Genomic DNA, 13,027 nt, shown 5'->3' with positions numbered 1-13,027 from the left:
ACTTTCCAATAATTCATACCCTATGGATTTCAAGTTGCAGCTAGGCGCCCAGCTCGCTCATCCCCAGGCGCTTACTCAAGTAAGTGACTGGGGTGACAAATCTGCCGGGAGCAGATTTGAACGCTGCTTGCAGCGGCCCCGAAGGGGTTCGGCCCACGGATGGGCCGAATAACCGAGTGCAGGTAACAACGCTGCAGCTTGAAAGGCGACGGGTATTAATTACTTGGCTAACACGCTCACCCACATCGGGCCTTTCCCCACCGGATAACGCGCCAGCGTGGTCAATTTGCCGTTGGTTTGATCGATTTCATAGACGCCGATATGATCGGATTTCTGACCTGCGGCAATCACGAAGCGGCCGCTGTGGTCGATGTTGAAACCGCGTGGTTGCTCTTCGATCGGATGATGGCCGACCGGCGACAGGGTGCTGCCGTCTTCGGACACTCTGAAAATCGTCAGGATGCTCGCAGTGCGGTCGCTGGTGTACAGGAAGCGGCCATTTGGCGTGATGTGGATATCCGCCGCCCAGCGGGTGCCGTCGAAATCGTCCGGCATGATATTCACCGTCTGCGTCAGGGTGTATTTGCTGCCGTTTTCAGTGATGACGAACACATCTACCGTGCCGTCCAGCTCGTTCACGCAGTAGGCATAGTTGTCATTGTGGTGGAACGCCATATGACGCGGGCCTGCGCCGGTTGCGGTAGCCACCGCGTCCTGTACGTGCGGCGTCAGTTTGCCTTCCTGACTCAGGTTGAAGAGGCGGATGCGATCTTCTTTCAGGCAAGGTACCAACAGCAACTGATTGGTCGGGTCGATATTGGCCGAGTGCGGCGCGGTTAAACCGTCGATCTGCTGAAGGGGGGCCCCTACCACGCCGTCATGGCCGATCGGGCTGACGCTGGCGCAGTTGCCGCTGTAGGAAGCGGAGAACAGATAGCGGCCCTGCAAATCGGTGGAAATATGCGTCGGGCTGCCCGGCAGCGGCGCCATACCGGCCTGTTGCAGTTTGCCGTCCGCCTCAATGCGGTAGCTGACGATACCGAAGGCCGGGCGCACGCCAACGTACAGGTGGGTTCTATCCGGGTGGATCGCCATAGGTTGTACCTGGCCCGGTACGTCGACGGTCTGCAGCAGCTCCAGTACGCCGGTGTCATTTAACTGCCACACGTGGATTTGCTGGCTTTCCGGGCTGGCGACATAAACGATTTGCTTCATGTGTTCTCCTTGAAGAGAGTAAAAGAGAAACCGGTTTCAGGTTTTTCGGTTTCCCCTAGCTTACCTCACATCGGTGACATAACAACCCCGGGTTGCAGATGAAATCTGTACAGTTTTATCCATCGCTTATCCGGTGTACCATCGGGTTAGTTTTCTTGCTAACGATAATGAGATCCCTATGAGCTACCGCGTCATTGCCCTCGATCTGGACGGCACCCTGCTGGACAACCAAAAACGCATTTTGCCGCAGTCGCTGGCGGCCCTGGCTGAAGCACGCGCCGCCGGTATCAAAGTGGTGGTGGCCACAGGCCGCCATCATGTGGCGATCCACCCGTTCTATCAGGCGCTGGAAATAGACACGCCGGCGATCTGCTGCAACGGCACCTATCTGTATGACTTCCAACAGAAAAAGGTGTTGGCTGCCGATCCACTGCAAAAAGAGCAGGCCAGGTTGGTGCTGCAAATGCTGAAACAAAGCGGCATTCACGGCCTGATGTATGTGGACGACGCCATGCTGTATCAGGACACCAGCGGCCACATCACCCGCTCGCTGGCCTGGGCGGAAACCCTGCCCCCGGCGCAACGCCCGACGTTGCTTCACGTCAACAATCTGGTTCAGGCGGTGGACGAGGTGCAGTCGATCTGGAAATTCGCGACCTCGCACGACGATATTCCCGCGCTGCGCAGCTTCGCCGAAACGGTGGAAAAAGAGCTGGGGCTGGCGTGCGAATGGTCATGGCACGATCAGGTAGATATCGCCAAGGGCGGCAACAGCAAGGGCAAACGCCTGCAACAGTGGGTCGAGTCTCAGGGGCTGAGCATGGATCAGGTGGTGGCCTTCGGGGATAACTACAACGATCTCAGCATGCTGGAAGCGGCCGGTCTGGGCGTAGCCATGGGTAACGCCGATGACGCTATCAAACAGCGCGCCGATCTGGTGATCGCCGATCACCTGCAGCCAGGCATCGCCGACGTGATCCGCACGCGAGTGCTGGGCCAGTAACCCCTTCGCCCTCCCCTGCGGGAGGGCCGTATTCAGCGCGCCTCGCGGCTGATCGACACGCTTTTCACCTGCGCATACAGCCACTGCCCCGGCCGGATCGCCAGCTCGTCACGCGCCCACGGCGTAATGCGCGCCCACAGAACGCTTTCCCCCACCGCCAGCTTCACTTCCACTTGCCCGTCGGCCTCCAGACACTCGGTCACCTTGGCCGGCAAGACGTTGCGAATGCTGCTGTTAACCGGCGGCTGCAAGATCAGCGAAACGTCAGCGGCATTGATGCGGATACGCAGTTGCGCCCCCAATGGGGCATCGACACCGCTGACCCACAGGCGTTGATCACCCAACGCCAGGGCGGTCATGGCATAGCGGGAGTGATGTTCGATCACGCTGACGCGCAACACGCTGCTTTGATCTTCCCGCTGCAACCAGGGCCGCAGCGCGCTGCTGGCCCAAACCTCTTCCAGCCCGCCGAATGCCCGCACCTGGCCGTTATCCAGCACCATCACCTGTTCCGCCAGACGCAGGATTTCGTCCATGCTGTGGCTGACGTAGAGAATCGGGATATTGACGTCCTGCGCCAGCCGCTCCAGGTACGGCAACAGTTCGCGCTTGCGCGGCAGATCCAGCGACGCCAGCGGTTCGTCCATCAACAGCAGTTCCGGGGCGGTCAGCAAGGCGCGACCAATCGCCACCCGTTGTTTTTCACCGCCGGACAAGGTCAGCGGCAGGCGGTTGAGCAAGGGGCCGATGCCCAACAGCTCAACGATGCCGTCGAACTGCGAGCGCATGCCGGCCGCCATGCCGTATTGCAGGTTGCCGCGCACCCGGTAATGCGGGAACAGACGCGCGTCCTGAAATACGTAGCCGATGCGGCGTTTTTCCGGCGGCAGGCACAAGCCACTGGCGGTATCCGCCAGCGTGCGACCATTGAGCGCTATGCGCCCCTGTTGCAAACGCGTCAGGCCGCCGATGGCGTTGATTAAGGAGGTTTTACCGGCACCGGACAGGCCAAAAATGGCGGTAATGCCCTGGGCGGGCAGATCCGCGCGCACGTTGAGGTTGAGATCGCCGAGGCGTTGGGAAAAATCCAGCTCCAGCATTTAGATACCCATCCGTTTGCGGCCCCAGCGGGCCAGCCACTCGGAAACCATCAGTGAAACCAGCGACAACGCTATGGCAATGACGCACAGACGCGCGGCGGCGGCTTCCGCCCCCGGCGTTTCAATCAGGGTATACATCGCCAGCGGAATGGTGCGCGTTTCGCCGGGAATATTGGATACAAAGGTAATGGTGGCACCGAACTCCCCCAGCGAGCGGGCGAACCCCAGCACCACACCGACGATGACCCCAGGCAGCGACAGCGGCAGCGTAATGGTGAAAAACACCCGCCACGGATTGGCACCCAGAGTGCGGGCAGCCTGTTCGAGGCGGGTATCCACCGCCTCCAGCGCCAGCCGGATGGCGCGCACCATCAGCGGAAACGCCACCACGGCGGACGCCAACGCCGCACCGCGCCAGCTAAAGCTGAAACTGAAACCGAACCAGTCATACAGCCATTCGCCAATCACCCCGCGCCGCCCCATGGCGATCAGCAGTATATAGCCGACCACCACCGGCGGCAGCACCAGCGGCAGGTGGATAATACTGTCCAGCAGCGATTTGCCGGGGAAACGGCAACGCACCAGGATCCAGGCCATCAGAATGCCGAAAGGCAAGCTGCAAACTACCGCCACGGCGGACACTTTCAGGCTCAGTTCAACGGCCTGCCACTCGTACTCACTCAGAATCATTTACGCGGGGAGAATCCATAATGGTGAAAAATAGCCGCCGCTTCCGGGCTTTTCAGATAGTTATAAAAAGCGCTGACGGCCGGTGTTTGATGGCCTTTAACCAACGCCATCGGGTATTCAACCGGTTTGTGGCTGTCTTCCGGGAAGACGCCCACCACGCTGACTTTATCACTGGCTACCGCATCTGAGCCATAAACAATGCCCAACGGCGCTTCGCCGCGCTCCACCAGCGCCATTGCGCTGCGTACGTTGTTGGCCCGCGCCAGTTTAGGCTCCAGCGCGGTCCAGACGCCGAGATTCTGCAAGGCTTCTTTGGCGTAGATCCCCGCCGGTACGTGGTCCGGATCGCCCACCGCCAGGCGGCCGCCATTCAACAGTTTCGCCCAGTCGGTCTGTTTGTTAAGCGTAATTTTATCCTGTTTGCCGTCTTTGGCGGCGATCAGCACCAGTTCGTTGCCCAACAGCGTATACCGCGTCTCTTTAACCATCTGCTGTTTGTCGATGGCGTAGTCCATCCACTGCTGATCGGCGGAGATAAACAGATCGGCCGGAGCGCCCTGCTCAATCTGGCGTGCCAGCGTTGAAGAAGAGGCAAATGAAGAAACCACCTGCACATCCTTGCCTTTCTGATACTGGGTCGCGATATCCTGCAGCGCATTCGTCAGCGATGCTGCCGCAAAAACGGTAATTTTCTCTGCCGCAGACGCCTGCATGACCATACCGGATGCCAATACAATACCGCCGACCCATTTAGTCCATTGCTGTTTCATGGTGTTCTCCGCAAGTTAATGTGCAATATCACTCTTCGTTATATAAAAAATAATATAACGTTGTGCGGAAGCTTGTCATGCGGTTTATCGGCAGGGGAAGACATAACTTGAGACACCCGCCGAACGGCGCCGACGGGCGTTGAGATGGGGATGGCTGACGATCAGTGCTGAGTGCGGTTTTCTTTCGAGCGGCCCACTTTGGAGAAAATGTTGAACACTTCCGCCAAACCATAGATCAGGCCGAGAATGATCGCCATAACCACCGGCACCATTACCACAGCGAACAGCAAACTTTTCAATAATTCCAACATGGTAGCCTCACTTAACTGCCCATTGAGCGGCAATGAACACCGCTACGTAGCGCCATTTTAAACCAAAATAGCGGCTAAAACGGAGTTATTTTAAACATCAGGTGAAATTTGTAACCGGCCAAACGTGCCATTTTGGCGCTTTGCCGGTAAATCGGCGACAATAAGGCTTTTGCAGCCGACAGGACGCGTTATGCAGGCCGAAATCCTCCTTACTCTAAAACTCCAGCAAAAACTGTTCGCCGATCCACGCCGCATCGCGCTGCTCAAGCAGGTCCGGCATACCGGCTCCATCAGCCAAGGCGCGAAACTGGCGGGCATCAGCTATAAAAGCGCCTGGGACGCCATTAACGAAATGAACCAGTTGGCGGAGCAAACGGTGGTGGAACGCGCCACCGGCGGCAAAGGCGGCGGCGGCGCTCAGGTCACCCATTACGGTGAACGGCTGATCCAATTATACGATCTGCTGGGCCAAATCCAGCAAAAAGCCTTCGACGTATTGCAGCAAGACAACCTGCCGCTCGACAGCCTGCTGGCGGCAATTTCCCGCTTTTCGCTGCAAACCAGCGCGCGTAATCAGTTCTTCGGCACCGTCATCGAACGCGACCACCGGCAGGTTCAGCAGCATCTGGAGATTTTACTGAGCGATGGAACAACCCGTCTCAGCGCGGCTCTCACCCAACAAAGCGCCGACCGGCTGCAGCTCGCCCCCGGCAAGGAAGTATTGGCGCTGATTAAAGCGCCATGGGTGAAGCTGAATACCGATCCGGCCCTCGTCGGGGCAGCGGACAATGCGCTGGCGGGCGTGGTGGCCAACATCCAGCCGGGCGCCGATCACAGCGAAGTGCTGGTGACGTTGGCGGGCGGCGAAACCCTGTGCGCCACGGTAGCCAATCAGGAACTGCAACAGCTTAAATTGCAACCCGGCAGCGCGGTGCACGCCCTGTTCAACGCCGACCGGGTGATTGTCGCCACGTTGTGCTAAACGCAACGTAATGTTGCGTTTTTGCCGATTGACTTCACCCGCCAATACGCCTATTTCTAAATCAAATAATTGCACAATAAGGAATAGGTAATGTCATCGTTGCACATTTCGCAAGGTTCATTTCGCTTAAGCGATACCCGAACCCTGACGCTGGATGCGCTGGAGATTCGGTCTGGCGACAGTTGGGCCTTTGTCGGCGCCAACGGCAGCGGAAAATCCGCCCTGGCGCGCGCGTTGGCCGATGAGCTAGTGTTGCTGAGCGGCGAACGCCGCAGCGATTTCAGCCGCCAGGTGCGCATCTCCTTCGAACAGTTGCAAAAACTGGTCAGCGACGAATGGCAACGCAACAATACCGACCTGCTCAGCCCCGGCGAAGAAGACACCGGCCGCACCGCGGCGGAAATCATTCAAGAAGAAGTGAAAGACCCGGAACGCTGCGCGCAACTGGCCGCACAGTTTGGCATCACTGCGCTGCTGACGCGCCGTTTTAAGTACCTTTCCACGGGCGAAACGCGCAAAACCCTGCTGTGCCGGGCGTTAATGCCGCAGCCCGACTTGCTGATCCTGGATGAACCCTTCGACGGGCTCGACGTGAATTCCCGCGCCCAATTGGCCGCGCTGCTGAACGATCTCTCCGGGCACGGCTATACCCTGGTACTGGTGCTCAACCGTTTTGACGAGGTGCCGGACTTTATCCGGCAGGTGGGGGTGCTGGCAGATTGCACTCTCGCAAGCCAGGGCACGCGCCAACAGGTGATGGCGGACGCGCTGGTGGCGCAATTGGCGCACAGCGAGAATCTGGATGGCCTGGCGCTGCCGGAAACCGAGGATCCGGCCCAGAAAGCCCCCTTGCCGACGGATCAACCGTTAATCGTGCTGCATGACGGGGTGGTCAGTTACAACGATCGCCCCATCCTTAATCATCTCGACTGGCAGGTTAACCCCGGTGAGCACTGGCAGATCGTCGGTCCTAACGGTGCCGGTAAATCCACCCTGCTCAGCCTGATCACCGGCGATCATCCACAAGGTTACAGCAACGATCTTACCCTGTTCGGCCGCCGCCGCGGCAGCGGAGAAACCATCTGGGATATCAAACGCCACATCGGCTACGTCAGCAGCAGCCTGCATCTGGACTACCGCGTCAGCTCAAGCGTACGCAACGTGATCCTGTCCGGATTTTTCGACTCCATCGGCATCTATCAGGCCGTGTCTGACCGGCAGCAGCAATTGGCCGACCAATGGCTGGCGCTGTTGGGGTTGGGCGGCTCCCGCGGCGATACGCCGTTTCACAGCCTGTCCTGGGGCCAGCAGCGGCTGGCGTTGATCGCCCGTGCGCTGGTCAAGCATCCGGCGTTGCTGATCCTCGACGAACCTTTGCAGGGGCTGGATCCGCTCAATCGCCAACTGGTGCGCCGCTTTGTCGACGTGCTGATCGGCCAGGGCGCTACCCAACTGCTGTTTGTTTCCCACCATGCGGAAGACGCGCCGCAGTGCATTACCCACCGCCTGAGCTTCTTGCCCGACGGTGACGGTTACCGCTATCAGCAGGAGCAGCTTGCCTGACATTCTGGATAATCCTGCGGAGGGGTGGCCCTGCCACTCATCCGATGACATATCCGGCAACACTTCCTGCGTAACACATCTCAGTGGGCCTTTTATCATAAAGGGATGAAGGATTCATTTTTGGAGAGGCTATGTCCGCCGCACTGATTATTATCGATCTGATCGAGGATCTGATTGGCCCCAAGGGGCGCGCGAATCACTGTCATGAACAGGTGGTGGCGCATAACCTGATTGCCAACACCAATGTCGCTGCGGCCTATGCGCGGGTACGCAAAATTCCGGTGATTTGGGTGCGCGTGGGTTTTGCCGACGATTATCACGATATCCCGCCCCATTCTCCGCTGTTCAACCACCTTAAGCAGATCGGCGCTCTGCGTTTGAGCAGCCCCGGTTGCCAATGGGACAAGGCTTTACAGGTGTTGCCGGTGGATTTTCAGTTCGAAAAGAACGCCGTTTCCGCTTTTGCCGGTAACAATTTGTTAGCCTGGTTGCAGCAGCATCGTTGCCATCACCTATTGCTGGGAGGCGTCAGCACCCCACTGGCGATTGAAAGCACCGCGCGGCAGGCTCACGACGCAGGTTTTCAGGTTACCGTATTGCAGGATTTGTGCGCGGCGCCGAGCGAGGAGATACACCAGCAAAGCCTGGATATTTTGCAAAACCTGGCGGAAATCACCCGTTCGCAGGCCTGGATGAAAGGGTAAATCAGACAGTTGCCGAATAAGCTCGCTTCAGATCACTGTCCGGACCTTTGCTGTAACCTCTCTATGTTACTATTCGTCATAGCGTTCAACTTCGCCATACTCACACGCCGCACAGGCATTGAGCGCCGTGTGCATATTTTAAAGGGATAGAGTTATGTGGGGCGTACTTTCGATTTCGTTATTCTTTTTGCCATTTAACCGGCTGATTGCCTGGTTGGTTCTGGCCGCATCGGCGGGCATGGGGATGTACCACGGGGTGTTGACCCCGCTGAGTCTGGGCTGTGTGTTGGTCATTGTCGCTTTGGCGGGCCTGCGGCACCATTTCCGCGCCCAACGTAATCTGGCGGGGCTGCTGGAAGTGTTGGTGATGGCAAGCTGCGTGGCGCTATTCCTGCACCTGGTGCCGGGGTTCCATAACCAGTTGATGATCGACGGTGAAAAACCCGGCCCGCTCAGCGCGCCGTTCACCATGTATTACAATTTCGACAAAGCGATGGTGCCATTCCTGCTGTTCGCCTGCCTGCCGACGTTGTTTGCCGCTGAAACCGGTAAAAGCGCCGGTAAAACCGGTTGGATCGCGCTGATACTGGCAGTGCCTGCCTTACTGCTGCTGGCCTTAGCCCTCGGTGGCCTGAAGATTGAGCCGCACGCACCGGACTGGATCCTGGCGTTTGTGATGGCCAATCTGTTCTTTGTCTGTATGGCGGAAGAAGCACTGTTTCGCGGTTATCTGCAGCAACGTCTCAGCCAGTGGCTGGGCGCCTGGCCCGCATTGATTATCGCAGCACTGGTGTTTGGTGCCGCGCACCTGGCCGGCGGCATGCTGATGGTGGCATTCGCCACGCTCGCCGGGTTGATTTACGGCCTGGCGTGGATGTGGAGCGGCCGCCTGTGGGTGCCGATCCTGTTCCATTTTGGGCTTAATCTGACGCACCTGCTGTTATTCACTTATCCAGTGTATCAACATCCCTGACCTTCTCAGCCGGCAGGAGCCCTTCTGCCGGCGCTATGGATGAAAACGCTATCATCCAACTTATTGCCCTGCTTTCTCTGTCCTAAACCCTCTGCCGTACTGCCTGTGTTCCTTATTGCTGCCTCAAGTGTAAACGATTCCATTTTTCGCTCTGGATCACCTTTTTACTCCGTCGGGCATGCTATCTTTTTGCGCATCGTTATCCATTTTAATCTGTAAAGGGTGCGCCTGGAGTTGATGAAAGCGATTACACTCGCCGCGCCGGACAAGAAAAAGGAACCGCAATGACGGATTTTAATCCCATCGATCATCCCCATCGCCGCTATAACCCGCTGACCGGTCAATGGGTATTGGTATCGCCGCACCGCGCCAAGCGCCCATGGCAGGGCCAACAGGAGTCCGCGCAGCAGGAAACGCTGCCGCAGCACGATCCGGACTGCTTCCTCTGCCCAGGCAATACCCGCGTTACCGGCGATAAAAACCCGGATTATCAGGACACCTATGTGTTCACCAATGACTTCGCCGCGCTGATGACGGATACGCCGCAGGCACCGGAAAGCCAGGATCCGCTCATGCGCTGCCAGAGCGCGCGCGGCACCAGCCGGGTCATCTGCTTCTCCCCCGATCACAGTAAAACCCTGCCGGAACTGACGCTTGCGGCTCTGGAGCGGGTGATTGCCACCTGGCAAGAACAAACTGCCGATCTCGGCCGCAGCTATCCGTGGGTCCAGGTATTCGAAAACAAAGGGGCGGCCATGGGCTGCTCAAACCCGCACCCGCATGGACAGGTATGGGCCAACAGCTTCCTGCCGAACGAAGTCGAGCATGAAGACCGCCTGCAGCGCGAGTATTTCCAACAGCACCAATCCCCTCTGTTACTGGATTACGTGCAGCGTGAACGGGCTGACGGCAGCCGTACGATCGTTGAAACCGAACACTGGCTGGCCGTGGTGCCCTACTGGGCCGCCTGGCCGTTTGAAGCGCTGCTGCTGCCGAAGGCCGCAGTACAACGCATTACCGATCTGAGCGCCGCGCAGAGCAGTGACCTGGCCGTAGCGCTGAAAAAGCTGACCAGCCGTTACGACAATCTGTTCCAGTGCTCTTTCCCCTATTCCATGGGCTGGCACGGCGCACCTTTCAATGACGCGGATAACCGCCACTGGCAGTTGCACGCCCATTTCTATCCGCCACTGCTGCGCTCCGCCACGGTGCGTAAATTTATGGTGGGTTACGAGATGCTGGCTGAAACCCAGCGCGATCTGACTGCAGAACAGGCCGCAGAGCGTCTGCGCGCCGTTGACGACATTCATTACCGTGAAGCCGGAGCCAAACAATGAGTTTGAAAAATCATACCCACACCATTTTCACCCAACGCTTTGGCTACGCGCCCGCACTGACCATTCAAGCGCCAGGACGAGTGAATTTGATCGGCGAACATACCGACTATAACGACGGTTTCGTATTGCCGTGCGCCATTGATTACCAAACGGTGATCGCCGGAGCCAGACGTGACGATCGCCAGATCCGGGTGATCGCGGCCGATTACGACGGGCAGTTGGATCAATTCTCGCTCGACGATCCGATCGTCAGTCACCCGGACCAGCTTTGGTCCGATTACGTGCGCGGCGTGATCAAACACCTGCAACTGCGCAACGCCAATTTTGGCGGCGCGGATCTGGTGATCTCCGGCAACGTGCCGCAAGGCGCCGGCCTCAGCTCTTCCGCCTCACTGGAAGTGGCCGTTGGCCAGGTGATGCAGGCGCTGTATGAACTGCCGCTGGATGGCGTAGCCTTGGCTTTGAATGGCCAGGAGGCGGAGAATCAGTTTGTCGGCTGCAATTGCGGGATCATGGATCAGCTGATTTCCGCCCTCGGTGAACAGGATCATGCCTTGCTGATCGATTGCCGTTCACTGGAGACCCGTGCGGTGTCGGTCCCGGAAAATATTGCCGTGGTGATCATCAACTCCAACGTGAAGCGCGGGCTGGTGGACAGCGAATACAACACCCGTCGCGAACAATGCGAAGCCGCCGCGCGCTTCTTCGGCGTCAAGGCACTGCGCGACGTCAGCCCGGAGCTGTTCTTCCCGATCCAACATGAATTGGATCCGATCGTCGCCAAACGAGCGCGCCACGTAATCACCGAAAACGATCGCACCCTGGCCGCCGCAGATGCGTTGGCGGCAGGCGATATGAAACTGATGGGCAGGCTGATGGCGGAATCTCACGCTTCAATGCGGGATGACTTTGCCATTACCGTGCCGCCGATCGACCAGTTGGTGGAGATAGTCAAAAACGTTATCGGCGATCGCGGCGGCGTGCGCATGACCGGCGGCGGTTTTGGCGGCTGCATAGTGGCGCTGATGCCGCAAGAATTGGTGGAGCCGGTGCGCGAGACGGTAGCGCGCGAATATCCGTTGCAAACCAACGGACTACGGGAAACCTTTTACGTTTGCAAGGCATCAGCGGGGGCCGGAATATGCTGACAGACAGCCTGCAACTGGCCCCTGATGGCCAACCCTACCAGCTAACCCGGCTGCAAAACGCCGGCGGGATGACGGTCACGCTGATGGATTGGGGCGCGACCTGGCTTTCCGCCGTGCTGCCGCTGAAATCGGGCAAAACGCGTGAACTGCTGCTGGGGTGCCGGACACCGGCGGATTACCAGCGGCAAGCCGCCTATCTTGGCGCCACCGTCGGACGCTATGCCAACCGTATCGCCTACGCCAGTCTGCTGGTCGGCAACAAGCCGCATCCGCTGCTCGCCAATCAAGGGGAACACCAACTGCACGGCGGGCCGGAAGGCTTCAATGCCCGTCGCTGGCGGATTGTTCAACAAGATACGCAGCAGGTGAGTTACGCGCTGCATTCACCCGACGGCGACCAGGGATTTCCCGGCAATCTTGAGGTTCAGGTCAATTACCGACTCACCGCCGATAACCGGCTGGAAATCAGTTACCAGGCCCGGACCGATCGCGCCTGCCCGGTCAATCTGACCAACCACGCCTATTTCAATCTGGACGGCGCCGGCACCGACGCCCGCCGGCAACGGCTGCAGCTGTTTGCCGACCGTTATCTGCCGGTCGACAGCGAGGGCATACCCAACGCCGAACTCACGCCGGTGGACGGCAGCGGCATGGATTTTCGCCACCCGAAAACGCTGCTGCAGGATTTCCTGCGCGACCGCGATCAGCAGCGGGTAAAAGGCTACGATCATGCCTATCTGCTGCACCGTACCTGCGGCGCATTGGACTGCCCGGCGGCGCACCTGTGGTCGGCGGACGGTCAGGTGCAGATGAGCGTCTTCACCAGCGCACCGGCGCTGCAACTGTACAGCGGCAATTACCTGGACGGCACACCGGCACGTGATGGCGGCAGCTACGCCAGTTACGCCGGCATAGCGCTGGAAAGCGAGTTTTTGCCGGACAGCCCGCACCACCCGGAATGGCCGCAGCCGGACTGTTGGCTCAAGCCGGGGCAGCAATATCAAAGTGCCACCCATTATCAGTTTTATCCTATCTGACCCACCACGCCCCTTGCCATGCGGCCGGGGGCCGTTTGTTATAAATGCTTACCTTTTTACACGCCGGCCCCACCGGCACCTGCCTTTCCTTATTCCAAAGCGCACACTAGAATCAGGCTACGGTGATAAGCACAACACCTTGTGCTGCGTCACAATTTTCGGCCATCTCTGGCCGGTCAATAGCTGAAGGAACA

13 protein-coding genes are annotated in these 13,027 nt (G+C 58.6%); 8 read left to right on the top strand and 5 right to left on the bottom strand.

The genetic code is table 11. From position 1 onward, the window contains the following. Positions 1-219: 219 nt before the first annotated feature. On the bottom strand, positions 220-1,215 hold the full coding sequence (gene pgl, locus ACTJJ1_RS00140) for a 6-phosphogluconolactonase (RefSeq protein WP_440831902.1): 996 nt from the start codon (positions 1,213-1,215) through the stop codon (positions 220-222). 178 nt (positions 1,216-1,393) lie between these two features. Between pgl and ACTJJ1_RS00135 the strand changes: the two genes are divergently transcribed. Then, the gene (locus tag ACTJJ1_RS00135) at positions 1,394-2,218 is read left to right on the top strand and encodes a pyridoxal phosphatase (protein WP_440831900.1); all 825 of its coding nucleotides are present in this window, start codon (positions 1,394-1,396) and stop codon (positions 2,216-2,218) included. A gap of 32 nt (positions 2,219-2,250) precedes the next feature. Here ACTJJ1_RS00135 and modC read toward each other — a convergent pair whose 3' ends face one another. The 4 genes from modC to ACTJJ1_RS00115 form a co-directional block, all read right to left on the bottom strand. Then, on the bottom strand, positions 2,251-3,318 hold the full coding sequence (gene modC / locus ACTJJ1_RS00130; protein WP_062790492.1) for a molybdenum ABC transporter ATP-binding protein ModC: 1,068 nt from the start codon (positions 3,316-3,318) through the stop codon (positions 2,251-2,253). Next, positions 3,319-4,008: a molybdate ABC transporter permease subunit gene (gene modB, locus ACTJJ1_RS00125; protein ID WP_004941851.1), complete on the bottom strand. Its 690-nt coding sequence runs from the start codon at positions 4,006-4,008 to the stop codon at positions 3,319-3,321. Continuing rightward, complete coding sequence (gene modA / locus ACTJJ1_RS00120) at positions 4,005-4,778, bottom strand: molybdate ABC transporter substrate-binding protein (protein ID WP_004941848.1); 774 nt, start codon at positions 4,776-4,778, stop codon at positions 4,005-4,007. Before modA ends, modB begins: the two co-directional genes overlap by 4 nt. Before the next feature lie 161 nt (positions 4,779-4,939). Next, the gene (locus ACTJJ1_RS00115) at positions 4,940-5,089 is read right to left on the bottom strand and encodes an AcrZ family multidrug efflux pump-associated protein (protein ID WP_004941845.1); all 150 of its coding nucleotides are present in this window, start codon (positions 5,087-5,089) and stop codon (positions 4,940-4,942) included. A 190-nt stretch (positions 5,090-5,279) separates the two neighbouring features. On the opposite strand from ACTJJ1_RS00115, the gene modE reads away from it, so the two are divergent. The 7 genes from modE to galM all read left to right on the top strand — a co-directional run bounded on the left by modE (position 5,280) and on the right by galM (position 12,833). Further along, complete coding sequence (gene modE, locus ACTJJ1_RS00110; RefSeq protein ID WP_004941841.1) at positions 5,280-6,071, top strand: molybdenum-dependent transcriptional regulator; 792 nt, start codon at positions 5,280-5,282, stop codon at positions 6,069-6,071. Between the two features lie 90 nt (positions 6,072-6,161). Then, positions 6,162-7,634 (top strand): molybdate ABC transporter ATP-binding protein ModF, encoded by a 1,473-nt coding sequence (modF, locus tag ACTJJ1_RS00105; RefSeq protein ID WP_004941839.1) that lies wholly within the window; start codon positions 6,162-6,164, stop codon positions 7,632-7,634. A 131-nt stretch (positions 7,635-7,765) separates the two neighbouring features. Continuing rightward, a complete protein-coding gene (locus ACTJJ1_RS00100) occupies positions 7,766-8,338 on the top strand; it encodes a cysteine hydrolase family protein (protein WP_004941837.1) in 573 nt (190 codons plus the stop codon). Positions 8,339-8,492: 154 nt separating this feature from the next. After that, positions 8,493-9,311 carry a lysostaphin resistance A-like protein gene (locus ACTJJ1_RS00095; RefSeq protein WP_440831895.1) on the top strand — a complete coding sequence of 273 codons (819 nt, stop codon included), beginning with the start codon at positions 8,493-8,495 and terminating at the stop codon, positions 9,309-9,311. A gap of 284 nt (positions 9,312-9,595) precedes the next feature. Then, positions 9,596-10,648 (top strand): galactose-1-phosphate uridylyltransferase, encoded by a 1,053-nt coding sequence (gene galT / locus ACTJJ1_RS00090; protein ID WP_006324139.1) that lies wholly within the window; start codon positions 9,596-9,598, stop codon positions 10,646-10,648. Continuing rightward, positions 10,645-11,796 (top strand): galactokinase, encoded by a 1,152-nt coding sequence (gene galK, locus ACTJJ1_RS00085; protein WP_004941827.1) that lies wholly within the window; start codon positions 10,645-10,647, stop codon positions 11,794-11,796. Before galT ends, galK begins: the two co-directional genes overlap by 4 nt. Further along, positions 11,790-12,833: a galactose-1-epimerase gene (gene galM, locus ACTJJ1_RS00080; RefSeq protein ID WP_062790498.1), complete on the top strand. Its 1,044-nt coding sequence runs from the start codon at positions 11,790-11,792 to the stop codon at positions 12,831-12,833. The genes galK and galM overlap by 7 nt, the downstream gene beginning before the upstream one ends. Positions 12,834-13,027 lie beyond the last annotated feature (194 nt).

Source organism: Serratia sp. 22264 (assembly GCF_052045345.1).
GTDB classification, from domain to species: Bacteria; Pseudomonadota; Gammaproteobacteria; order Enterobacterales; family Enterobacteriaceae; genus Serratia; species Serratia plymuthica.
The sequence above is the reverse complement of the archived record's forward strand: the minus strand, read 5'-3'. Positions and strand labels throughout refer to the sequence as shown.